Below are 23716 nucleotides of genomic sequence, written 5' to 3'. Positions count from 1 at the left end.
TTTCATCGTCCCTTCTGGCCCGACATCGGGCCACAGGACTCTAAAACTGGTTGGACTCATTCACTGGGAACACGCCATGCCCACGTGTCCATCGCAGCGCGGAACGCTAACGTCCCAATCGCGACCGATTCACCTTCTTGAACTGCCGTCACCCCGCGCGTTGACGCCGCGCGTCCGTCGTAGAGGCGCTCCACTGCGAAGTCGCATAACTGTCCGCCATCGGCCGGCCTGAGGAAGTGCACCGTGAGACTACTCGCGCGGAGGCTTGATGCGCTGTCAATGGCCAAGTAGAAGTCGCCGCTGGTGGCCAGGGAAAGTCCCCACTCCGTTGCGGGTAGTTGGCTAACTCGTCTTGGCGGCTCCCTTCTTGTGGTCGGCGTGGCGCATCCGGTAGGACTCGCCGGAGGTGACGACGATGGTGGCGTGGTGCAACAAGCGGTCGAGGATGCTGGCGGCGGTGGTGTGTTCGGGCAGGAAGCGTCCCCATTGCTCAAAGGGCCAATGTGAGGCGACAGCCAAAGAGCGACGCTCATAGCCGGCGGCCACGAGCCGGAACAACAGTTGGGTGCCGGTGTCATCGAGCGGGGCGAAGCCGATTTCGTCCAGTATGACGAGGTCGGCGCGGAGCAGGGTGTCGATGATTTTGCCGACGGTGTTGTCGGCCAGCCCGCGGTAGAGCACCTCGATGAGGTCAGCCGCGGTGAAGTAGCGGACTTTGAATCCGGCGTGCACGGCGGCGTGCCCGCAGCCGATGAGCAGGTGACTCTTGCCCGTCCCGGGCGGACCGACCACAGCTAGATTATGTTGCGCCCGAACCCATTCCAGACTCGACAGGTAGTCGAACGTTGCTTGGGTGACCGAGGACCCTGACACGTCGAACCCGTCGAGGGTCTTGGCGACCGGGAACGCCGCGGCCTTGAGGCGGTTGGCTGTGTTGGAGGCATCGCGGGCGGCGATCTCGGCCTCGACCAAGGTCCGCAGGATCTCTTCGGGGGTCCAGCGTTGGGTCTTGGCCACCTGCAACACCTCGGCGGCGTTGCGGCGCACGGTGGCCAACTTCAGCCGCCGCAGCGCAGCGTCGAGATCAGCGGCCAGCGGCGCCACCGAGGCCGGAGCCACCGGTTTGGTGGCGGTCACGACGCCGTTCCGTTGGTCGACGTGCCAACGATCTTGTAGGCGTCCAGGGATCGTGTCTCGGCGGTGGGCAGGTCGAGGACCAGGGCGTCGCCGGCGGGGCGGGGTTGTGGAGTGCCGGTGCCGGCGGCCAGGATGGAGCGCACGTCGGCAGCGCGGAACCGCCGAAACGCCACCGCTCGGCGCAGGGCGTCGACCAAGACTTGTTCGCCGTGGGCGGCGCCGAGTCCGAGCAGGGTGTCGATCTCGGATTTCAGTCGGGTGTTGCCGATCGCGGCGGCGCCGACGAGGAACTGCTGCGCTTCGACACCGAGAGCGCAGAACTGTTTCTCTGCTTGGGTTTTCGGGCGTGGCCCACGCGAGGGTGCGGGGCGGGGTCCGTCGTAGTGTTCATCGAGAATCGAGGTCTCGCCCGGGCTGACCAGTTCGTGCTCGGCGACGATCACCCCGGTCGCCGGTTCCAGCAGGATCAACGCGCCGTGATCCACGACGACGGCCACGGTGGTGCCGACGAGGCGTTTGGGCACCGAGTAGCGAGCTGAGCCGTAGCGGATACATGACAGGCTGTCGACCTTGCGGCGCACTGACCCGGCGCCGATCGCGGGCCGCAGCGACGGCAGAGCCGTCAGCACCGTGCGTTCCTCCACCAGCCGCACATTGGGCACTGCGCAGATCTCGGCATGCACCGCGGCGTTGACTTCGGTGCACCACGATGCGGCATGGCTGTTAAGGGCACGCAGATCAACCGTTTCGCCGGCCAGGGCGGTTTCGGTGAGCAGCGGGATGGCCAGGTCGTCTTGGGCGTAGCCGCACAGATGCTCGACGATGCCCTTCGATTGGGGATCGGCACCGTGGCAGAAGTCTGGGTCGAACCCGTAATGGGAGGCGAACCGCACGTAATCCGGGTGTCGGGACAACGACATTGGCGACCACGCCGCCTTTGAGGCAGCCCATCCGGTCGGCCAGGATCTTGGCCGGCACCCCGCCGATCGCCTCGAGGGCCTCGGCGATCATCGCCAGCGTGGTGGAGGCCTTCTCGTCAGCGGCGAAGCGCACGAACCGCCACCGTGAATACGCCAGCACCGCGCAGAACACCATCAAGCCCGGTGCGGCTTGGGCCCAGTCCATCACCAGATACTCACCCGGTGACCACACCGCCGGACGGCGCTGATGCCGGTTAGCGTTGCGCCACAACACTTTCTGCTCGGCCACCAACCGGCGAAAGTTGCGTGCCGAGCCCTGATAGCCGGCCGCCCGGGCAATCGGCAACATCCGCTTCGCCGACATCTTGCCCTTCGACTTCTCCACCCGAGTCGCGACCAGGTCGGTGAACGCATCGACATTGCGTGGTCGTGGTTCGCGCGGCGGCGGCCCGCCGGCCTCGGCCCGCTCGATGACCCGCTTGACCGTCTTATGGGTGGTGCCGCACAGCTCAGCCGCGCCGCGATACGACCCGACCTGGCGATACGCAGAAATGATGTTCATACGCTCCCTTGCAGACTTCAATAGAGCTCCCTGGGCGGTGTGGTGACAGTTGGCGCTATCACCGTCACCGCCCAGGCCCACAGCTCCCGGAAATGACACGCGAGCCCGCAAAGGAGTGGGGACTTCTACATGGCCACCAGTGGGGACTTCCTACTGGCCACAAACGGGGACTTTCTCATGGCCATGGGCATGCGCCGACGGTTTCGCGCGCCGCCGCAAGGGTCAATGCCAAGGTCGTTCCGCCGAACATCCGGCCGCGGCGCGGGTCGGTGTTTCGTGAACGCCATGAGCGTTCGGAACCGACGCGGTCGAGCTCGAATATGCCCAGTATCTGGGCGGCGAGCTGACTAGCCTTTGATATCGGGGTCAATCGCGCCGTGGCCTAACATTTTCGGGCCCGCGTATCCGCGGACTAGGCCGAGGGCTTTATATCGAGGTCGCCGTCGTATTCGACGATTGCTAACGCAATGCGCAAGTACCGGGACACGAGCATGTCTACAGTTATGTTCCCGGCTGGGCGGTACCACTCGGCGATCGCATTCAACGCGGCGATGAGCGTCCGGCGCGCGTCGTCGGGATACGGTGTCTTGAACGCGCCGGTCTTTACTCCTTGCGCAATAACCTCATCGAGCAATCCCGCGACGGCGGCCCGTCGATCCGATAGCCGCTCGGCATATTCAGGCTCGAGATTGCGGATCTCTCGAATAAACAACAGGCTGTCAACACGGCGGTTTGCGCGGTATTCGACCAAGCTCTCGATGAGAATCAAGAACCTATCGACCGGATCGTCCCCTGCCCTTTCATCGGATGCCGAATGACGAGCCAAAATGTCGTGGAAACTGTCGATCGCCTCATTCAACACGCCATAGAGCAGCTCTTGCTTACTCGCGTAGTAGTGGTATAGCACAGAAAAGCTGAGCGCAGCTTCTCTGGCGATGTCGCGGATTGAGACAGCGTGATAGCCACGCTCCACGAACTCGCGACGAGCAACATCCCGTAAGGTGCCAAGCCCAGCGGGATTGTTCTTGAGCGCTCGCGCCGTGGTACGCGAGCCTCCAAAGCCGTCGGCCGCCGCGTCGCGCTGTTTCATCGCTTTCCCTGGTCGTCGACGTGGCGAGACTGCGGCCCCTCCGCGATATGCGTCTTGTGACGAAGTTGCGCCATCGCAACATCATCTCATCCCAGAACGAACGATCGTCCTATAAATCATGAGATTACAGAGTTCACGGCGACGGTCGCCGCCGCGCTGGGCCATTCGGGTGCGCGTCGTTCGTGGAAAGCCGCCATCCCCTCGACTACGTCAGGTTCCTTCATCGTCTGCGCCTCCAACGACGCGGACAACATCACGTTGAGCACTGCGTCCCTCGCTTGAGCAGCGTTGATGGCCCGCTTGGTGTACGCAATCGCTTGGCGCGGGCCAGCCGATAGGCGCGCGGCTAGGGAGCGGGCCTCGGCAAGGACAGAGGCTGTGGGAACGACTCGATTGACCAGTCCAATTCGCTCTGCCGTCGACGCATCGACCGGATCACCCGTCAGTAGGAATTCCTTGGCCCGTGCTGGTCCGATCAGCGCAGGCCATATCGCGGTGCCGCCGTCTCCTGCAGCGATGCCCATCCGGACGTGAGGGTCGGACATAGTTGCGGTATCGGCCATGATGACGACATCGCTTAGCAATGCCAGGGTGGCACCGAGGCCGACGGCCGCACCATTGACGGCCGCGATGACCGGCTGTGGAACTTCCAGGAATTCGCGCACGATCTTGCTCACATCACCCATCGCTCGCGCTGTCGACCATGGGTCCGCATCACGGGTTTGCTGAATGAGCTCGGTGTCCCCGCCTGCGCAGAAAAAGCGGCCTGACCCGGTGATCACGACTGCACCAATGTCACGCTGTTCTGGTATCCAGCGCAAGAAGGCAAGGATTTCGTTGTGCATGGCGCTGTTGACCGCGTTCGCCCGTTCGGGTCTGTCGAAGGTGAGTGTCATCACTCCGTCGGAAGCGGTTTCCATGCTAAGTGTGCTGAACATGCGCGACATCGTCTACACCCTCACTTCTGGTCGATTGCTGCCACCGAGGCGTCTGGGCGAACGCGATCTCTTCGCTCCCGCGAGGAGGCTGCGGGCGATCGTCCGCACCTGGATTTCATCGGTCCCGCCGAAGATCTGCAGAACCTTGGCGTCACGACAGAGCTGCTCGACGTTGTTCTCGGCCATGTAACCGTTGCCCCCGAATATCTGAACCGCTTCGAGGGCGACCTCCATCGCCGCCTGCGCTGTGTGCAGCTTGATGGCGGACGCCTCTGCGAGCGTGGGGCGAATCCCCGCATCCGACATCGCGATGTACTGCAGCAGCATGTGTTCGGTATTGAGACGCGCAACTTCCATTTGGCCAACTTCAGTTGGATCAGCTGGTAGTCACCGATCGGCGTGCCGAACTGAACGCGGGTCCGCACGTACTCGGTGCACAATTCAAGGCAGCGCTCGATTATCCCCAGCGCGTTGGCAGCCATGCTTGCCCGCTCCATCGCAAAGGTTGCCTTGGGTCCGGAGTCCGATGACTCCCCGGACTTGCCGGAATGGCCATCCTTGCCCGTCCCCCGCAGCAATCTATCCAGGGTGACGAAGACGTCATTCAGCTGGAGTTCACCGGTCGGCGAGGAGTGCAATCCCATCTTGCGCAGGGGTCCGCTCTGCCAAAGCCCAGGCATCCCCTTGTCGAGCACGAACGTCATGATCTTGCGCTTAGCCGGCGGCGTCTCATCGTCGAGCTTGCAGATGAACACAATAGTGTCGACGTTCGGCGCGTTGCTGATGAATGTCTTGCTCCCACTGAGCAACCACCCGCCGTCGGTCGGTCGGGCGGTAGCGCGCATCGCACCGAACGCATCTGAGCCCGATTCCGGCTCGGTGATTGCCCAGGCGCCAACCTTAGTCAGTGTCAGTAGATCTGGAACCCAGCGGCGCTTCTGTTCGTCGTTACCTGTCCGCAGGATGGCTCCTGCCGTCAAGTCGATGCTGGCACCAAGCGCGGTCACCAGGCCGGGTGAGTGCCGGGAGAACTCCAGAAGCGGAATGAGCTTCTCGCTCGCGTTGCGCGGCGGCCTCTCACCAGCCAGCGTCGCCTCGAAGCGTTCCATCGCGCTCTCGCCAACACCGAAGTCTGCGTAGAACTTTCGGAGGATATCGAAAGGTGGAACGCCGTCGAATTCGATCGCCTCCCGCTGCGGGGCGACCACCGTTTCCACGAAGCGGCGGACCGCAGCGCGGTACATCAATTGTTCATCTGACCAACAAAGCATCGCGAGTCCCTTCTCGGCTGCGAATGATGCCTTGGTTCCGCGGCCGACTGTGCGCCGCTGCACTGCGGTCCACACGTCTCGGCGACGGCACGTGGCCCTCCTGGGCGTCCGCCGACCTGAGCACCTCCTTGATCAGAGGCGCTTGATACGAGTAGAAGTCGTCTCCGCGACCATGGGCATAGCGCACGAATTGACGCGACGCGCTCACGCCAAGCGGTGCTTTCTGTGTTCCGGCGGTCAACGGCAGCGAGCAGACCATTGCTGAGCGCAGTGTCGATCGCTTTCCGCGCGGATTGACCATCGATGGTGATCAGCAGCGTGCCGTCACTGTATTCGACCATTACCTCATCTGTCATTCTCCCTCCCCTGATTCGCGATTCATCGAGGCGGAAGACGAACGGCACCGTCGAGACGGACCACCTCGCCGTTCAGGTAGCTGTTGGTGATCAGTTCCATCGCCATGGAGGCGAACTCGTGATCGAAGCCGAGTCGTGGCGGAAAGCCAACACTTGCGCCAAGTCTGGCCTTGAATGCGTCGGCCTTCTCCCCTTGACCGTAGATGGGGGTGTCAATAAGGCCTGGCGCTATGGTGTTCACCCGAATGCCGTGTAGAGCCAGGTCACGGGCCATCGGCAGAGTCATCGCAACCACTCCACCCTTGGCGGCCGAGTACGGTGTCTGACCGATCTGTCCGTCGAATGCCGCGACCGACGCCGTGTACAAGATTACCCCCCTGGCACCGTCGTCGAGCGGTTCCGAACGCGTCATGGCGGCGGCAGCAAGGCGAGCGCAGTTGTAGCTACCGATCAGGTTGACTCGGACGACGAACTCGAACTTCTTGAGCGGAATCGGGGTCCCCTCGCGGTCCACGATTCTGGCCGCCGGACCGAGACCGGCACAGTTGACCAGCACGCATAGCGGGCCGAGTTCGACCGCTGCGTCGACTGCGGCCTGTACCTGCGCTTCATCGCTGACATCGGCGTGAGCGAAGCTTCCGCCCAACTCGGCGGCCACCTTGCGGCCTAGGTCTTCCTGTCGGTCGAGATCACGACCCTGGCGCCGTGCTCTGCGAGCGCTTTGGCGGTGGCCGCACCGAGGCCGGAGGCGCCACCGGTGACGATCGCGGCTACACCGTCGATATTCATGTCTCAGATCCGTTCGATGATCGTGGCGTTGGCGAGACCGCCGCCTTCGCACATGGTTTGCAAGCCGTAGCGACCGCCGCTGCGCTTGAGCTCGTTCAGCATGGTGGCCATCAGCTTCGCGCCCGATGCACCTAGCGGATGGCCCAGCGCGATGGCGCCGCCGTTGACGTTGACCCGATCCATGTCGGGATGCACTTCCTTCTCCCAGGCGAGCACTACTGACGCGAATGCTTCATTCACCTCGAAGACGTCGATGTCGGCAGCCGTCAAACCGGCCTTCTTCAAGGCCTTTTCGGTGGCAGGGATGGGTCCAGTCAGCATGGACACCGGATCCACACCGGCGAGAGCAAAGGTGTGGACCCGCGCCAGTGCCTCGAGGTTAAGCCGCTCCGCCGCTTCTTCGCTGGCGATGAGTACCGCCGCTGCGCCGTCACAGATTTGGCTGGATGTGCCTGCGGTGATCTTGCCGCCCTCCTTGAACGACGGCTTGAGCGTTGCCAGGGATTCAACCGTGGTTTCCGGTCGTATGCCTTCGTCGGAATCGACGACGTCACCTTCGGTCACCTCGCCGGTTTCCTTGTGGCGCCGCTTGGCCGGCAGCGGCAGGATCTCGTTGTCGAACCGTCCTTCGTCGCGCGCACGCGCCGCTCGCTGCTGACTGCGTGCCCCGTACTCGTCGAGTTGCTCACGAGAGAGATTCCACCTGTCGGCGATGATCTCCGCCGAGATTCCCTGCGGAACAAGTCCGCCGGCAGGCTTGTAGCGCTTGCGCACCGCTGGCCCGTACACATATCCCCCAGGCGTGTTCGAGGCACCCATCGGGGTCGTACTCATGACCTCCACTCCGGCGGCTACCGCGATGTCGTAAGCGCCGGCCATCACCCCTTGCGCCGCGAAGTGCACGGCCTGCTGCGACGATCCACACTGACGATCGATCGTGGTGGCTGGAATGCTCTCCGGCAGTCCTGCAGCCAGAACACTGCTGCGACCGATGTTGAAGGCCTGATGCCCTACCTGCGTTACGCAGCCCATGATGACGTCGTCAATCAGCTCCGGATCCAATCGATTCCGCACGACGAGCCCATTGAGCACCTCTGCTGCGAGGTCGACGGGATGCCAGCCCGACAGATTTCCGTGGCGCCTCCCGCCTGGCGTGCGGATCGCGTCAACGATCACCGCTGATGAACTTCTCATTGATTGCTTCCTTCCTTGGATTACCAGTCACCAGCGGTTCCGCTGCTTCGGTCCGGTGAGAAGCGGCTTCCAGTTCGCTAACCATGCGCACAGCCCACTTGTAGTCGGGCTTGCCGGTATCGCTGTGGACGATGCTGGGAACCACGTGGACAACTTTGGGAGCTTTGTAGCGGGCCAGCCGGCGACGGCAGAAGCCAATGAGCTCAGTCTCATCGATGCCATTTGGAGCCACCACGACGGCAGCGACCTCGGATCCCCATCGCTCGCTCGGTCGACCGCAGACCAGTGCGTCGACGACGTCGGGATGGTCCTTGAGCACGGCCTCGACCTCTTCGACGAAGACCTTTTCTCCACCTGTGTTGATGGTCAACGAGTCTCGCCCGAGGAGTTGAACTTGGCCGTCGGCGAGTAGTCGCGCGCGATCGCCTGGAATGGTCAATCGGATACCGTCGACGACGGGGAACGTGCGCGCGGTCTTGTCAGCGTCGCCGAGATATCCCAGCGGGATTCGACCGGAGCGTGCAAGCCACCCAACGCCCTGATGCCCCGCTTCGAGGAAGCGGGTGCGGTCTTCGGCGACCACTCTCATCGACTCGTCGGGGGTGAAGGTGACGTCCGCGGCTGAGGCGTCGTCGACACTTAGCCGACTACCGAGGATGCCGGATTCGGAGGACCCGATGTTCTCGATCACGCGAACGCCGGGCATGAGCTCGATCAGGCGCCGCTTGCAGTTTGCGTGCAGCGCAGCGCCGCCCGAGACGATTACGCGGAGCGACGACACATCGTAGTGCGTGTGCTCCAGTTCCTGCACGAGCGGCCATCCGAATGCGTCGCCCACGAACGTGATCACGCCGACGCGGTGTTTCTCTACCGTTGTCAACACGTCCGCGGCGGCGAAGTTTTGTGCGCGCTGTGGGAATACAACCGTGTTGCCTTCGCAAATGGCCTGCAGCGCCGCCCACTGCGCTGCGCCGTGCATCATCGGCGCACACGGCAATACGCGGATCGGCTCGCTACGAATCGCCTCGAGGCTTTCATTGAGATCAATCCATTCGCGCCCCGTGCGCCGGTTTCGCAATCCGAGCGTGGCGACCGCCACGTCGCCCTGGCGCCACAGCACACCCTTCGGCATTCCCGTGGTGCCTCCGGTGTAGATGACGTAAAGGTCATCGGGCGAGAGCTCGTCGTGTGCCACCGGTGACACTGATGCCAGCGCCTCTTCGTAGTCGATCGCTCCGGGCAGCAGAGGATGACCGCTTCCGTCAGCTACTTGCAGCAGCGTCTTGATACCTGTCAGGTCAGGCAGGACCTTACTCAGCGCCGGGGCGAAAGCAGCATGAAACTGAATCACGGAAGGAGATGCATCAAGCAGCAGATAACGCAACTCATCAGCCGTGTACCGATAGTTGACGTTGAACGGCGCAGCTCTTCCGAGAAATGAGCCCACCAGGCCCTCGACGAAGTGCGCTCCGTTGTGAAGATACTGCGCCAGGAGGTGTTGTCCCGCCTCGTGACCGCTCAACGCCGAGCGGTCTACGAAGTGACCGATGCCGCGCTCGTTGAGGAATGCTGCCAACCTCGAAGATCTGTCGATGAGCTTTGCGTACGTCAACGATTTGCCGCCCTGGAGCACGGCGGTTCTATCCGGAACCTTAGCTGCGACAGCCCGGATCAGTGCACCGATGTTCAGGTCATTGGTCATCGGCGCAAGATCTGGTTCGACACGATTCCGTTCATTCGGCACATCGGAACTTGTTCGGTTCGGGTGAGCCGGAATGACTTTGGTGGTTGCACAACGATCGGCGGGTGCCGGTGTGCCGAAGTCGGAGGGCAACACCGGCCACTGGTCGACGTCGCCTGGGCTTCACATGGGGACGGCTTCCAGCGGGTGGTTGATGCATGAGACGACATAGCCTGTGACGACCGGCTAATCCTGTGAATGACCGGCTAAGGCGATCATCTTGTCGTGGTCCTCGGCCGGGTAGAACTGAGCAGCCCAACGACGCATCGCCGAGTAAGCCTTGGCTTCTTCTGCAGCGAAGTGTGGGCGTTGAAGGTAGGTCATGTTCGCCCAGATAGGGAAGTCTTGCTCAATGACCGTCTGCTGCACCTTGATGAATGTGACCCCGGGCCCTTCGGGCTTCGTCCGGTCGGCGCCTTCCGGTTGCTGCGAACACTGACCGAAGTAGTAGTCGATGTACTCGCCGTCCACTGTGGTGAAGCCAGTGAACTGAATGGTCGGAATCGGCTCGGTCCAGCGGATGAGCGAGAGCCCGATGCCGTACGTGTTCATCTCGACCAAAGCCTCGACCGGACCGTCAGGCGTGAACTCCGTGCGTTCCTTGCCGGCACCGTAGACGACCGAGACGATCGATTGGAACCAATGCCCCTCGGAACGGAAGCTGACCTGCTTCGGGATCTCTCCGGCACCGTGGATGTAAGCGATGTGCGCGGGATCGACGGCGTTCTCGATCGGCATCTGAACGTGAGTCTTCGTGCGGTGCACGATGGAACTCCCGGATGCATGTCGAAGAAGTCGGCGCGCCCGTACTCCGGTATCACCGGCGGCTCCCAGGTCGGTTGCTTCTCCGGGTCCTCTGAATACCAGACGACGATCGCGCCGCAGAATTCACGCACCGGATAGGTGCGGATTTTCAGGTTCGGCTTGCATCCTTCAGCGGAATACGGGATTCGGCTGTTGTGCCCGTCGCCCCGCCATTCCCAGCCATGCCATGGGCATGCGAGATCGTCGCCGACGACCCATCCACCAACGCCGCGGTGCGCCCCGAGGTGGAGGCAGTACGCATCTTGCACGTAAGCCTGGCCACCGGCTCCACGCCAGAGCACCAGCTCACGATCGAAATAGGTTAGGCGCCTGACGTCACCTGGCGCCAGGTCGTGGCTCCATGACACGGGGAACCATCCCTCGGGAAACTTGGAACTTGGAAACCCGTTGCGGTTTCTTGCTCCTGTGCCCATCGCTTCACTTCCTTCAGTTCGTATCTTGGAGTAGGTTTCGGCGACCGCACCGACGGCCAGCAGGCCGGCCCACCAATCGCGCAAGAGAGCTGAGCGAACGTTCGATTATCTAGCTATGGTATCAGACTTCTGTCGACGGAACAGCCTTAAAGTCGGATGCCGGTCCGCATGGGTGATCCCCGCCGGACAGGCTGGCGATACGATCAGCGCCCCAAGAAGGATGGTGGCCGTTTCTCTCTAAGCGCCGCAACGCCTTCACGGAAGTCGTGGCTTCGCACCAGTCGCTTCTGGCCCGCCGTCTCGCGGTCCATGGCGCCTGCGATGTCGTCGATCGTCGCAGAGTTGATGGCGCGCTTGGTTTCTGCGTAAGCCAGCGGCGGACCGGCCGACAAACGGTCGATCAACCCGTCGACATCGGTTTGAAATGTCTCGGCTTTGCTGACGTGGCTTACCAGGCCCCATTCGGCAGCTTCCGTGGCGCCAATACGCTCCGTTAGCAAAGCCATGCGAAGGGCCCTCGCACGGCCCACTGCCGCAGGAAGTAACACCGTGGCGCCGCCATCCGGCATGAGCCCGATGTTTGTCAAGGCCAGAAGGAAGTATGCGCCTTCCGCGGCCACCCCCACGTCACATGCTGCGGCGAGTGACACGCCGACACCGGCAGCTAACCCGTTTACTGCCGCCACGACCGGCTTGGCGATCTCCCTGATCGCCAGGATGGCTCGGTTGGCAGCTGTGAGCGTGTCGCCGCCGCTGGAATCTCCCGTCCGCAGCATGTCCGCATTCGCGGAATTCAGCGCCGCGGGACGATTTAGCGTGATCCACAATGCGGCGCCGTTGCGTTCGACGAGCACGTTCGGTTCGGCTTCACCGTTTGTCATGACAATTTTCCTCACATTCGGTTGAGTCGGCCGGCCGCAGGCTGCATTGCGGGCGCTCCTGTCGATTCAAAACCGTCGAGCGCGAACGACGCCCTACCGAGGTCGAGGGCGATTCGTTCCGCCCGCCCGCCTTGAACTAGCCTGCGTCGACAGCTAGGCTAGCCGCCCGAACGTTCGATCACTATGCGCTCGTTGGTGGCTACCCGCAACGTTGTCGCCGTGATTGCGGCCCGACCGCACGCTTGTCCGCCTGCTCATAGCGCGAGGGAGTCAGTTTTGATGGATCACGTGACCGTCGAACACAGCCGGCTCGGTGCGCGTACGTAGAAAGCCATGGGCAATGACCGCTGGCCAGATTCCTGCCACTGTCGATGCCCTGCTTCGCCGTGGCGCGGCGCTTTGGCCTGATCGCGATTTCATTGTCCTGGAAGACGGCGCCCGCTGGACTTGGCAACGCTGTCTGAAGGAAGCATCCGGGGCCGCAACGGCATTCGCCGCCCGAGGTGTCGGTCGAGGAGATGTAGTGATGCTCCTCGTGCCTAATGGCGGAGCCTGGCTGCGCGCCTGGTGGGGTACGGCCCTTCTTGGCGGCATCATGGCCGCGGTTAATCCTGCCTACAAAGGCCAATTGCTCACAGACGTATGCAACACGATCAGGCCGAAGGTCATCGTAGCCGAGGCAAACGTGGCTGAACGACTTAACGACAGCGAACACGAGCTGGTGTTGGACCCCTCCGAACTGTGTGAGCTCGTGGCTTCCATCGACGAACTGGACCCCCCGGCGAAGCCGTCCGACACGCATTGCTTGCTTATGACCTCAGGCACCACCGGCCCATCCAAGGCGTCGATCACCACCCACGCTTACGTGTGCAACCTTGCTGCCTGGCTCGTCGATGGTTGCGGACTCAATTGTGACGACGTGTTCCTCGCGGACATGCCGTGGTTTCATCTGTCCGCGTTCGCACCGGCAGTACAGATGATGCGAGTTGGCGGGAAGGTCGCAGTGCGCGCTGCGCCCGCACTGACCGAATACTGGCCAACAGCGCAAGCTCTCGGCGTTACCTTCGCGATTGCGCCCGGTACGGTGGCGCAGTTCCTGCAGTCGCAACCTCGGTCGGGAGCGGAACGCGAGCATTCGATACGGTTCATGTTGTGCGCCCCACTACCGCCCGATCCTGCCTGCTTCGTTGAGCGATTCGGTCTCGACGGACTATGTACCGCCTACGGCTCCACGGAAGCCAACCTAGTGCTCGTCAGCACCTTATCGGCCCCACCGCGGCCCGGAAGCTGCGGCCAAGCCCGGCTGGGATTCGAGGTCCGCATCGTCGACGATCAGGACTGTCAAGTGCCAAGAGGCGAGGTCGGAGAGTTGATCGCACGCGCCGATGCACGGTGGGTGCAGTCCCAAGGCTACTGGGGGGATCCGGAAGCCACAATCCGAACGGCACGCAACGGCTGGATTCACACCGGCGACGCGCTGCGCGTCGATGAGGACGGCCACTACTTCTTCCATGACCGGTACAAGGACGTGCTGCGTCGGCGTGGCGAGAACATCTCGAGTTGCGAAGTTGAACGCGAGGTGCTCGCATACCCCGGCGTTTCCGAAGTGGCATGCGTAGCCCAGCCCGGCGAGTACGGCGGTGACGATGAGGTGAAGGTGTTTGTCGTTCCGGTCGGCCACACCGAGATGGACTTTGCCGCATTGCTCAAGTTCCTGACAGATCGGATGACGTACTTCATGGTGCCGCGGTTTTTCGAAGTCATCGATGAGCTACCCAAGACCCCGACCCAGCGGGTACAGAAGTACCTGCTGAGAGCTCGCGGCAACGGTCCGACGACATGGGATAGGAAAGCAGAGGGTTACCGGGTGACCCGGACCGGACTCGAGCGGACCCACCGCGATCAACCGGCGCACAGCCGCGACTGTCGCTGATGGAGGACATCGAGGGTAGGACGCTCGCGCCTAACGTCACTCAGCGGTTGCTCCGCTTCACGGGGGTGCGGCACTGGGTCTTGCATCCCGCGATGCTCGAGCGCTGGGCTGCGCACCCACGACCGCCTTACTCGGGCTGGCCGTCCAAACGGGTGCTGAAGAAAATCCATGTCGAGCGCTCGGATCTCGACGGTCGCCCGGTGTACGAGGTCAGCCCGCGCCGGGCGGAACCGGGACCGCTCAATGGTCACCTGCTGTATCTGCACGGCGGTGCCTACGTACGCGACCTGTTTCCGCATATCCACTGGCCGGCGATCGCCGACTTGGCCAACATCCTGCGCCGCACGATGACTGTGCCGATCTACCCGCTCGCGCCCGAGTACACCTACCGCGAAGTTTTCCCGTTTCTTATGCAGGTGTACCGCCGGCTGCTGGAAGACCGTGACCCGAGTTCGATTGCGTTTATGGGTGATTCGGCCGGCGGCGCGATGGCGTTGGCCCTGTGTCATGCAATTCGCGACGCCGATCTACCGCAGCCAAGTGATGCTGTGCTGCTCTGCCCGTGGATGCACATCGCACTCCCCCACCCCGACGTACCGGCGGTCGCCAAGATCGATCCGTTGCTCAACGTCGACCACCTGCGTGCCGCGGGAATTCGCTATGCCGGCGGTGATCCCCTCGACATGCCCTTGGTCAGCCCGGGTGCCGGACCGCTGACCGGACTGCCGCGGCTGACGGTGTTCACCGGGACACATGACGTGCTCAACCCCGATGCCCGGGACTTCCATAAACGCGCGATCGCCGAGGGACTCGACATCGGCTGGTACGAAACCCAGGGTGCTATGCACGTGTGGATGTTCCTGCCCGGTCGCCGCGCCGCCGAGGCGTTGGCCCAGATCCGTCAGGTGCTGAACGGGTAACCCGAGTCGTTCTACCGAGCCGGTCGGGCCAGTCGGCCCGGCCGGGCACCTGTATCGCGATCGTCTTCGCGCGTCAGCTCACCTGCCACGAAGGTAGCCACATAGCCGCTGGATGACTGCAGGTAGCGAGAGCCCCCTGCCGGAAGGTCGCGGCGCAGCACAGGCCGGTGGATTCGCAGATTGTCGAGATCGATGACGTTGACGTCGGCTCGCTTTCCCACTTCCAGTGAGCCGCGGTCGGATAAGCCGAACAGCTGCGCGGGGACACGCGTGTACTTCTCAACAACCAACTCGATCGGCAACCGCTCGCCGCGCTGCCTGTCGCGCACCCAGTGAGTGAGAGTAAATGTCGGACTCGACATGTCGCAAATGAAGTTCACGTGTGCACCCGCGTCGGACAACCCGGTGACGGTGTTGGGATCCGCCAGCATCTCCCGGCAGGCCTCAAGGTTGCCTTCGACATAGTTGGCACCCAGTAGCATCGCGACGGCCATGCCGTCGTCCTGCAGCAGAAAGTCGTAGAGGAATTCGATCGGGTCGCGGTTCTCCCGGGCCGCCAGAGCGGCCAGTGACTGGTCTAGTGGCGGTTCGTAGTCCACTGGATCGGCCATCGGGAAAGTCAGTGGCAGCAGACCCTCCCATATGCCGGTCATGATGTTGTCCATGGCACCGGCGTCTGGGTTCGGAACATCCGGCTCGGCAAGGATTGCGGCCTTGACATCGCTGCGGCGAAGCTCGTCAACAAGTTGACCGTGAGGCAGTTCTGCGAGCTTCATATAGGTGGGGCGTTGCATGAAGCGGTGGTAGCCGGTCAGTGTTGTCAGAACTGTCACCCCGCGCGGGGCGACCATCGGCGCCAGGTGGGCCCCGTTCGCGTTCGCCGTACTTACGGCCTCCAACACCTCGCGCCACCGCCCCGGGGCATCGTTGTTCTGGAGGGTCGTGAAGACAATGGGCAGCCCGTGATTTTGCGACAGCCGAGCGAAGAGTTCTATCTCTGACAACAACGACGAATGTTCGGGCTCGAGCCCCCCTCCGATTTCGCCGATTCCTCCGGCTGGAATAGCTTGCAACACTGCGCCGCCACCGGCCTGCAGCCCCGCGGCGATCGCCGAGAGTTCGTCTTCATGGGCGAATGTCCCGGGCACCGGCTCGCCGGACATGGCGCGATGTCCCATGATTCGCGATGTGGAGAACCCCGCCGCGCCGGCCCGCACAGCCTGCTCGGCAAGGCGAGCCATCTGTGCGATCTCGTCCGCGGTGGCCGCCTCGCGGGAGACCGCTCGATCACGCATGACATAAAAGCGCATTGGACCATGCGCGATCTGCGCGGTGACGTCGCTAGTCCAGCGACGGCCGTCGAGAAACTCGAGGTACTCGGGGAAGGTCTCCCATTGCCCCCATGGCATCCCCTCGAATAATGCGGTTCCGGGGATGTCCTCGACACCCTCCATCAGGTCGATGAGCGCCACTTCGCCGCCCTCGGGGACGGGGGCAAAACCGACGCCGCAATTGCCCATCACGACGGTTGTGACGCCGTTGGCGGCAGAGCCCTCGAGCGCATCGTCCCAGGTGACTTGCCCGTCGTAGTGTGTGTGGGAGTCAACCCACCCCGGTGTCACGACGGCTCCCTCGGCGTCGATCACCCGGTGTGCCGCCTCGGTGAGCTTGCCGATTTCTGCGATCCGACCGCCCTGTATACCGATGTCGGCGGTGCGTGGACGCCCTCCGCAGCCGTCGACCACTGTTCCGCCCTTGATCACGACGTCGAGCATTGTTGCTCCCTCCTAACTCAACGGCTGAGGATCGCAATACGCAGAGCCCCATGTGACAACGCTAACACATCGAACGTTCGACCAGTACCCACCCATCGGGCACTACGGGGTTTGTAGTGCCGGGCCTAGTCGGCCGAGCCGATGAATCGCAGTATCAGCTCGGCAACCGTTTCCGGCTGGTCGAGCTGCAGGAAATGACCGGCCTTCTCGAGGACGGCCACATCGCTGCCGGCCGGAAGCACTTTCTCGTTCCAGTGCGCAACAGTCGGTATGGCAGCGCCGTCGTCATGGCCGTGCAAATACAGGGTCGGTAGCTTTGGCGCCGAGGTCCAATGCCGGTGCAGCTCAGCGTAGCGTGCGGGTGGCCGCGTGTTGCGCAGCGTCGCCCGGTACGGCCCCAATGCCGCGCGCCAGTTCTCCGGCTGCCCGATCGCGGCATCGACATGGCGCAAATCCTCCTCGGCGTCAAAGTCCGGTGACCAGCGCCGCCACAGCAGCGGCACCATCCACGAGCCTGAACGATATGGCAGCCAAGGCAATTGGAAGTACATGCTGTACCACACGCGCAACAATTGACGTGGAAGGTCACGAAGCAGCCTGCCCGGGTCCGCGACGCGCCCCAGCGGACGAAACGCCGCCCGCAGCGGCACCGACATGATCACCGCCTTGGCGAATGGACTGTGCGGCATGGCGGCCAAGCCGGTTGCCGTGAACCCTCCCCAGTCGTGGCCAATCACTACATCGCGGTCGGTGCCACCGCCCGCCAGACGCGCCCGTAGCGCATCGTCCATCAGCGCCCCGACGTGATAACTGCCGTCGGAAGGAATCGATGACGGCGCGTAGCCCCGCATGAACGGCGCCACCACCCGCCAGCCCGACTGGGCCAGTCGAGGGGCAATTTTGCGCCAGCCGTAGGCGGTGTCGGGGAATCCGTGCAGGCACAACGCAATCGGGGCATCAGACGGTCCCCAGGTCAGGGCCTTAAGCTCCACCTCTGGGGCATGCACGTCGATCCAGCGGGGTTCAGTCATCGCCCGATCCTTCGCGTATCGGCGGCGCTTCATTTCATGCTGCGCCTCCGCGGGGCGAGTAGCATACAACAGCGCTCATCCACCGCAGACACGAAGCCACGCGAGTTACTTAGACTAGACTCGAGACTAGGGCGATGGATCCGGTGTCGCCAGGCAGGGAAACTGCCGCTGGTGACGCTGCCGCCGAGAGTTTGCCACCCCATCATGGGGTCAGCAAGGACGGCCTTGGCATAGGATTGCCTTGCGCGCAACGTGGCTTTCGAGTGAAGGCCGCCGGTTCGCCGTCGCTGGTAGCCATTCGCGTGGCGCGTGGATCGAGGCACATGATGGCCGATAACTCGCAGCGGAATAAACCCGATCTACTCGGTGACGTAGCCGCCGAATTCGCTGCCCTCGGCTTCGAGGAACTGGAGGAGATCGGGCGCGGCGGTTTTGGGGTGGTCTACCGCTGTCTGCAGCCCTCATTGGAGCGGACCGTCGCGGTGAAGGTGTTGAGCGCCGACTTAGATGAGGAAGCCCTCGATCGTTTCCTGCGTGAACAACGTGCATGGGCAGGCTGTCAGGTCATTCGAACGTCGTCAACATCATGCAGGTCGGCACCATCGCCGCCGGGCGGCCATTTATCGTGATGCAGTTTCATCGGTACGGCTCGCTCGACATGAGAATTCGCACCCATGGTCCTCTCAGTTGGAGAGAATCACTTCGCGTGGGCGTGAAGGTTGCGGGGGCGCTGGAGACGGCCCATCGGTCCGACGTTGTGCACCGCGACGTCAAGCCAGCAAACATCCTGCTCACCGAATACGGCGAACCTGCCCTTACCGACTTCGGTATCGCCCGTATCGCGGGAGCCTTTCAGACCGACACGGGGAATGTCATCGGAACGCCCGCTTTCACAGCCCCTGAGATCCTTGCAGGCCAGAGTCCGACCGTAGCCTCCGACCTGTACGGACTAGGGGCGACGTTTTTTGTGCGCTGACCGGTCACACGGCGTTCGAGCGCCAAAGCGGTGAGCAGGTCGTCGCTCAATTTCTTAGGATCACCCGCGAACCAGTGCCGGACCTTCGTCGAGTCGGCATTCCCGATGGTTTCGCCCGGGCGATCGAGTGGGCAATGTCGGGTGATCCCGCGGATCGACCCAATACTGGCGCCGGACGGTCCTCGCATCGTGGGTGGCTTATCTGCCGCCGCCGGTGGCTCCGGCGCCATTTCGCTGGCTGTCAAATCGCGAGGCGCAGAGCAAGTTGATGAACGTGGCTATCTCGAATGTGCCCGGGCCCCGCGAGCGCAGCCACCTGGGCGGCGCAACGATCAGCGAAATCTATTCGGTCGGGCCGCCGTTGGCCGGGGTGGGGATGAACATCACGGTGTGGAGCTACGTCGATCAACTGAACATCTCGGTGATCACCGACGACCGCACCGTCGACGAACCCCATGAAGTAGCCGACGCGATGATCCGGGCATTCAGCGAAATCTGCGCTGCTGCTGGGCTTTCCGACCAGTTAACCAGGGTCCACACCGCAATGGCCCCAGCCACAGTCGCCAGCTAGCGCACGCTGGCGCCCTTTCCTAACCCGGGCCCGCAGCTCGTTGCGCAGAATCTTACCGGTGCTGCTGCGGGGGAGTTCGTCGAGCACCTCGATCATGCGCGGCACCTTGTAGTTGGCCAGGCCTTGTCGGACATGCTGTTTGAGCGCTTCCGGGGTGCCGATGCGCGGGGTTGCAACACGACGAAGGCGGCCAGCCGCTGACCGTACTGCTCGTCGTCCACGCCGATCACCGACGCTTCGGCAGCCTCGGGATGAGCCAAAAGCGCCACCTCCACGTCGATCGGATAGACGTTTTCGCCTCCGGAGACGATCATTTCGTCGTCGCGGCCGACCACGAACAGCCGGCCGGCTTCGTCGAGATAGCCCATGTCGCCCGAGGCCATGAACCCGTCGTGAAAGTTCTTGCTCTTGCCTGAGGTATAGCCTTCGAATTGAGAGCCACTGCGTACATAGATTTGGCCCACTTCACCAGGGGGCAACTCCGTGAAGTTCTCGTTCAGGATGCGAATTTCGGTTCCCTCGGCGGGTTTGCCTGCGGTGTCGGGAGCCGCGCGCAGATCGCCGGGCGTAGCGGTCGCGATCATGCCCGCCTCGGTCGCGTTGTAGTTGTTGTAGACCACATCGCCGAACTGGTCCATGAACTTCGTCAGGACGTCGCGCCGCATCCGCGACCCGGATGCCGCGGCAAACCGTAACGATCTGCAGCTGTAGCGCTTTCGCACATCGTCGGGCAAGTCCATGATCCGGTCGAACATCACCGGAACGACGCAAAGTCCGGTCGCGCGGTGCCGATCAATCAGCTGGAGCGTCGCTTCCGGGTCGAATTTGCGGCGGGTCACGATCGTGCACGCCATCATCGTCGCGAAGATCAGCTGCGAAAACCCCCAGGCGTGAAACATGGGTGCGACGACGACCGTGGTTTCCTCGGCTCGCCACGGCGTCCGGTCAAGGATGTTCTTCACGACGCTCGGGTCACCGCCGGCCAGCTTCGCGCCCTTCGGTATGCCGGTGGTGCCCGAGGTGAGCAGTATCGTTCTGCCCTTCTGCTTGGCGCGCTTGGGAAGTCGGCCAGCGTGCGTGTCGATCATTTTGTCGACGGTTAGATCGTGCGCCGGCGGTTCGTCGGTCCACGCGACGATCCTTATTGCGTCCGACTTCTCGGCCAGGGCACGGTCTACCGTCTCGGTGAACTCCTCGTCGTAGACCACCGCGTCGGCACATTCGCGGTCCATGACTTCCGCCAGCGCTGGGCCAGCGAACGAGGTGTTCAGCAGCAGCGCGTCGGAACCGATGCGGTTGGCCGCGACCAGCGCGTCGACGAATCCGCGATGGTTACGGCACATGATGCCAATGGTTTTCGGCTGCCCCCCGGGCAGTGCCTGCAGGGCCGCGCCGAATGCGTCGGCGCGCTCGTCGAGCTGCTGCCACGTACGTGCCGAGTTCGTCGACGAGCCCGGACCGGTCCGGACAGCGCTGGGTGGACGACGCGAAACCGGAGGTGGCCGCCAGGTTTTCGCGACGCATTGCCGCCGCGATCCGCAGGTATTTGTCGGGTCACATCGGCGCGATCACCCGCGGCGGCGCATGGTGGCCATCACGCCGGCCATGTTCTCTAGACGGCTGCGCAGTCCCATGGTTCAGCCCAGGACCGGCAGCCGGCGCTTGCGCGCCAGCCCGTTGAGTGTTTTTTGCATCACTTCGCGCACATGTGCGTCGACCACCGCGACATCAGGGTTCTCGCCGAATCGCGCAGCGATGTCGATGGGCTCCAGCACCTCAGTGACGATCTTGGTGGGCAGCGGAAGGTTGGGCGGCAAGACGCCAAAAAGGCTGACTCCGAACGGGAATCCGATAGTGACCGCACGACTTTCATGCGGGCCGCACGTGTGATGAACCGAGCCGCTTCGCCAGTCCGGCTCCGCGAACCAGGAAGAACTGGCTTTGCTGCCCGCCGATCGACACCGCCGGCACGATCGGCACCCCTGCCTCGATCGCGGTCCTGACGTAGCCCTTCCGGCCATCGAAGTCGATCATGTTCTCCGACACCGTAGGCCGCATCGCGTCGTAGTCACCGCCGGGGAACACCACCACCAGGTGACCGGAGCGCAGCGCTTCAACCGCGTTCTCGGGATTGACCCGGATGTAGCCAGTGCGCAGCAGCAAGTTCGCCAGCGGCCCCACGAAGAGTATGTCGTGACTGAGGTGTGGATCGGCCGGCCATAGCCAAACGTCTCGTAGAAGTCGACAGCGAGGATCGGGACGTCCATCGGAAGCATCCCACCGGAGTGGTTGGAGACCACAAGTGCGCCGCCCGCGGGCGAGATGTTGTCCAGGCCGTACACCTCCGACCGGTAATACAGCTTGACGAACCGTCGCAAAACCCCGATCACGCGTTCAGTGAATTCGGGATCCCACTTCGCGATTTCCCCCGGATCGATCTCGGCGTCGCTCAAAGTTGTCCCGTGCGCGCAGTCCCTAAATCGGACACATTGACCAGCCGAAGCCAACAGCGCCTTCCCGAGTCCACGGGCAGCCCCTTACGTGATAGGTGCGAGCCCGCCAATGCCGCCAGAATGACTTCACCGGCGGACCCTACCTGGCGCATAGACACCAGGGCTACGGTACCATATGATTAAGCGTACGTTCGATAAGTATTCCGGCCGGTACGTCGGTCTGTGAGGAGCGAACCAATGAGGACGGGCTTGACCGACCTGCCATCCCGAGTGGGTAGTAGGGGTAGCAGAGCCGTGAGCGCACACTGTGGATTGGCTGACGTGGAGGCGCTGACCCTGCGGACCGGGCGCGGTGTGCACGTGGGCGGACGGAGGTGACCGTGATGAGGCCCGACTACCACACCGTCGTTGTCGGTGCCGGATTCTCCGGCATCGGCACGGCGATCAAACTCGAGGAGGCCGGCTTCGGTGACTATCTGGTGATCGAGGCCGGCGACGGTGTCGGGGGGACTTGGCACTGGAATAACTATCCCGGGATCGCCGTGGACATTCCGTCGTTTTCCTACCAGTTCTCCTTTGAGCAGCGCCCGGACTGGTCGCGGACCTATGCACCGGGCAACGAGCTGAAGGCCTATGCCGATCATTGCGTGGACAAGTACGGCATCCGCTCCAAGATCCGGTTCAACACCAAGGTGTTGGCCGCCGCGTTTGACGACGAGCACGCGCTGTGGCGGGTGCAGACCGATCCGGGCGGGGAGATCACCGCGCGGTTTCTGGTGAACGCCAGCGGGGTGCTGACGGTGCCCAAGTTGCCTGACATCGACGGTGTCGACTCGTTCGGCGGCATCACCATGCATACCGCGCGCTGGGACCACACCCAAGACCTCACTGGCAAGCGGGTCGGCGTCATCGGCACCGGCGCGTCCGCCATCCAGGTGATTCCCGAGATCGCGCCGATCGTCAAGGAGCTCACCGTCTTTCAGCGCAGAGCGATCTGGTGTTTCCCCAAACCCGATGTGCCGATGCCGGCGTTGGCGCGCTGGTTGATGCGCCTGCCGGGCGGCAAGGCAATTCAACGGTGGGTCAGCCAGGCTTACGTCGAGGCGACCTTTGCGATTCCGGCGCACTATTTCACGGTGTTGCCGCTAGCGAGGTGGATGGAGCGGGTCGCGCGGGCCTATCTGCGCTGGCAGGTCAAGGACCCGGTGGTGCGCGAAAAGCTCACGCCGCGTTATGCGATGGGCTGTAAACGGCCGGGCATGCACAACGGCTATCTGTCGACGTTCAACCGCGACAATGTGCGGTTGGTGATCGAGCCGATCGACAAGATCACGTCCTCGGCGGTGGCCACTACCGATGGTGCGAACCACGAGATCGACGTGCTGGTGCTGGCGACCGGCTTTAATGTATTGGACCTTGACAACAGCATGCCCACATTTGCGGTCACCGGGAGTGGTGGCCGGTCGCTGAGCCGGTTCTGGAGCGAGCATCGGCTGCAGGCTTATGAGGGTGCCAGCGTTCCGGGCTTTCCGAACCTGTTTCACGTGTTCGGCCCGTATAGCTATGTCGGGTCGTCGTATTTCGCGTTGATCGAGGCCCAGAGTCGCCACATCGTGCGCTGCCTGAAGCGGGCCCGCCGCGACGGCGCAACCCGCGTCGAGGTCACCGAGGAGGCCAACGACCGCTACTTCGCCGAAATGATGCGTAAGCGGCACCGCCAGGCATTCTGGCAGGATAGCTGCCAGCTGGCCAACAGCTACTACTTCGACAAGAACGGCGACGTGCCGATACGGCCCTCCACCACGCTCGAGGCTTACTGGCGCAGCAGGCATTTCAATCTCGACGACTACCGGTTCACTGCCTAGATACCGTCAAAGCTCATGATCTCTACGGCAACGGCCCAGCGTCGTGAGAGGTGCAATGGAGCCCAACGGCCAACA

At 63.0% G+C, this 23716-nt stretch carries 13 protein-coding genes and 8 pseudogenes; 5 read left to right on the top strand and 16 right to left on the bottom strand.

The window, feature by feature from the left end; genetic code table 11:
- Positions 1-56: 56 nt before the first annotated feature.
- The 12 genes and pseudogenes from AU185_RS25790 to AU185_RS10380 all read right to left on the bottom strand — a co-directional run bounded on the left by AU185_RS25790 (position 57) and on the right by AU185_RS10380 (position 12117).
- Positions 57-287, bottom strand: coding sequence for an acyl-CoA thioesterase domain-containing protein (locus AU185_RS25790; protein ID WP_353612196.1), 231 nt, complete (start codon positions 285-287; stop codon positions 57-59).
- 55 nt (positions 288-342) lie between these two features.
- Positions 343-1137 (bottom strand): IS21-like element IS1612/ISMav1 family helper ATPase IstB, encoded by a 795-nt coding sequence (gene istB / locus AU185_RS10425; protein WP_059099539.1) that lies wholly within the window; start codon positions 1135-1137, stop codon positions 343-345.
- Positions 1134-2640, bottom strand: a pseudogene (gene istA / locus AU185_RS10420) (IS21 family transposase). The gene istB and the pseudogene istA overlap by 4 nt, the downstream one beginning before the upstream one ends.
- A gap of 391 nt (positions 2641-3031) precedes the next feature.
- A complete protein-coding gene (locus AU185_RS10415) occupies positions 3032-3709 on the bottom strand; it encodes a TetR/AcrR family transcriptional regulator (protein WP_059099538.1) in 678 nt (225 codons plus the stop codon).
- 116 nt (positions 3710-3825) lie between these two features.
- Positions 3826-4656, bottom strand: coding sequence for an enoyl-CoA hydratase/isomerase family protein (locus AU185_RS10410; RefSeq protein ID WP_082683831.1), 831 nt, complete (start codon positions 4654-4656; stop codon positions 3826-3828).
- A 3-nt stretch (positions 4657-4659) separates the two neighbouring features.
- Positions 4660-5891 (bottom strand): annotated as a pseudogene (locus AU185_RS10405) (acyl-CoA dehydrogenase family protein).
- 405 nt (positions 5892-6296) lie between these two features.
- A pseudogene (locus AU185_RS10400) lies at positions 6297-7063 on the bottom strand (SDR family NAD(P)-dependent oxidoreductase).
- A gap of 3 nt (positions 7064-7066) precedes the next feature.
- A complete protein-coding gene (locus AU185_RS10395) occupies positions 7067-8257 on the bottom strand; it encodes a thiolase family protein (protein WP_059099536.1) in 1191 nt (396 codons plus the stop codon).
- A complete protein-coding gene (locus AU185_RS10390) occupies positions 8229-9959 on the bottom strand; it encodes an AMP-binding protein (protein ID WP_082683830.1) in 1731 nt (576 codons plus the stop codon). The genes AU185_RS10395 and AU185_RS10390 overlap by 29 nt, the downstream gene beginning before the upstream one ends.
- A gap of 225 nt (positions 9960-10184) precedes the next feature.
- Complete coding sequence (locus AU185_RS25585; protein ID WP_059099535.1) at positions 10185-10763, bottom strand: hypothetical protein; 579 nt, start codon at positions 10761-10763, stop codon at positions 10185-10187.
- 149 nt (positions 10764-10912) lie between these two features.
- Positions 10913-11236: pseudogene (locus AU185_RS25785) on the bottom strand (Rieske 2Fe-2S domain-containing protein); the annotation flags it as partial.
- Between the two features lie 203 nt (positions 11237-11439).
- Positions 11440-12117: an enoyl-CoA hydratase-related protein gene (locus AU185_RS10380; protein ID WP_082683827.1), complete on the bottom strand. Its 678-nt coding sequence runs from the start codon at positions 12115-12117 to the stop codon at positions 11440-11442.
- A 340-nt stretch (positions 12118-12457) separates the two neighbouring features.
- Here AU185_RS10380 and AU185_RS10375 point away from each other — a divergent pair, with 340 nt between their 5' ends.
- Positions 12458-14050 carry an AMP-binding protein gene (locus tag AU185_RS10375; RefSeq protein ID WP_082683826.1) on the top strand — a complete coding sequence of 531 codons (1593 nt, stop codon included), beginning with the start codon at positions 12458-12460 and terminating at the stop codon, positions 14048-14050.
- Positions 14050-14970: an alpha/beta hydrolase fold domain-containing protein gene (locus tag AU185_RS10370; protein WP_059099532.1), complete on the top strand. Its 921-nt coding sequence runs from the start codon at positions 14050-14052 to the stop codon at positions 14968-14970. The genes AU185_RS10375 and AU185_RS10370 overlap by 1 nt, the downstream gene beginning before the upstream one ends.
- An 11-nt stretch (positions 14971-14981) precedes the next feature.
- On the opposite strand, the gene AU185_RS10365 is transcribed toward AU185_RS10370, so the two are convergent.
- Both AU185_RS10365 and AU185_RS10360 read right to left on the bottom strand, forming a co-directional pair.
- The gene (locus AU185_RS10365) at positions 14982-16745 is read right to left on the bottom strand and encodes an N-acyl-D-amino-acid deacylase family protein (protein WP_059099531.1); all 1764 of its coding nucleotides are present in this window, start codon (positions 16743-16745) and stop codon (positions 14982-14984) included.
- A gap of 125 nt (positions 16746-16870) precedes the next feature.
- On the bottom strand, positions 16871-17776 hold the full coding sequence (locus AU185_RS10360; protein ID WP_059099544.1) for an alpha/beta fold hydrolase: 906 nt from the start codon (positions 17774-17776) through the stop codon (positions 16871-16873).
- A gap of 326 nt (positions 17777-18102) precedes the next feature.
- Here AU185_RS10360 and AU185_RS24620 point away from each other — a divergent pair.
- Positions 18103-18925: pseudogene (locus AU185_RS24620) on the top strand (serine/threonine-protein kinase); the annotation flags it as partial.
- A gap of 5 nt (positions 18926-18930) precedes the next feature.
- A pseudogene (locus AU185_RS10350) lies at positions 18931-19323 on the top strand (WS/DGAT domain-containing protein); the annotation flags it as partial.
- A gap of 21 nt (positions 19324-19344) precedes the next feature.
- On the opposite strand, the pseudogene fadD12 reads toward AU185_RS10350, so the two are convergent.
- Together fadD12 and AU185_RS10340 are read right to left on the bottom strand one after the other, a co-directional pair.
- Positions 19345-20957, bottom strand: a pseudogene (gene fadD12 / locus AU185_RS10345) (acyl-CoA ligase FadD12); the annotation flags it as partial.
- 3 nt (positions 20958-20960) lie between these two features.
- Positions 20961-21776, bottom strand: a pseudogene (locus AU185_RS10340) (lysophospholipid acyltransferase family protein).
- A 383-nt stretch (positions 21777-22159) separates the two neighbouring features.
- Here AU185_RS10340 and AU185_RS10335 point away from each other — a divergent pair.
- The gene (locus AU185_RS10335) at positions 22160-23641 is read left to right on the top strand and encodes a flavin-containing monooxygenase (protein ID WP_059099543.1); all 1482 of its coding nucleotides are present in this window, start codon (positions 22160-22162) and stop codon (positions 23639-23641) included.
- Positions 23642-23716: the final 75 nt, after the last annotated feature.

Source organism: Mycobacterium sp. GA-0227b, from assembly GCF_001499855.1.
In the GTDB taxonomy this organism is placed as follows: Bacteria; Actinomycetota; Actinomycetes; order Mycobacteriales; family Mycobacteriaceae; genus Mycobacterium.
Note: the sequence above shows the minus strand (reverse complement) of the source record. Positions and strands in the feature narration are given on the sequence as shown.

Bases quoted from the DNA above. Each gene is read 5' to 3' on its own strand.
- AU185_RS10365 (WP_059099531.1), bottom strand. From the start codon at position 16,745: ATGCTCGACGTCGTGATCAAGGGCGGAACAGTGGTCGACGGCTGCGGA.
- AU185_RS10370 (WP_059099532.1), top strand. From the start codon at position 14,050: ATGGAGGACATCGAGGGTAGGACGCTCGCGCCTAACGTCACTCAGCGG.
- AU185_RS10390 (WP_082683830.1), bottom strand. From the start codon at position 9,959: ATGACCAATGACCTGAACATCGGTGCACTGATCCGGGCTGTCGCAGCT.
- AU185_RS10335 (WP_059099543.1), top strand. From the start codon at position 22,160: ATGAGGCCCGACTACCACACCGTCGTTGTCGGTGCCGGATTCTCCGGC.
- AU185_RS10415 (WP_059099538.1), bottom strand. From the start codon at position 3,709: ATGAAACAGCGCGACGCGGCGGCCGACGGCTTTGGAGGCTCGCGTACC.
- AU185_RS10380 (WP_082683827.1), bottom strand. From the start codon at position 12,117: ATGACAAACGGTGAAGCCGAACCGAACGTGCTCGTCGAACGCAACGGC.
- AU185_RS10375 (WP_082683826.1), top strand. From the start codon at position 12,458: ATGACCGCTGGCCAGATTCCTGCCACTGTCGATGCCCTGCTTCGCCGT.
- AU185_RS10395 (WP_059099536.1), bottom strand. From the start codon at position 8,257: ATGAGAAGTTCATCAGCGGTGATCGTTGACGCGATCCGCACGCCAGGC.
- AU185_RS10410 (WP_082683831.1), bottom strand. From the start codon at position 4,656: ATGTCGCGCATGTTCAGCACACTTAGCATGGAAACCGCTTCCGACGGA.
- AU185_RS10360 (WP_059099544.1), bottom strand. From the start codon at position 17,776: ATGACTGAACCCCGCTGGATCGACGTGCATGCCCCAGAGGTGGAGCTT.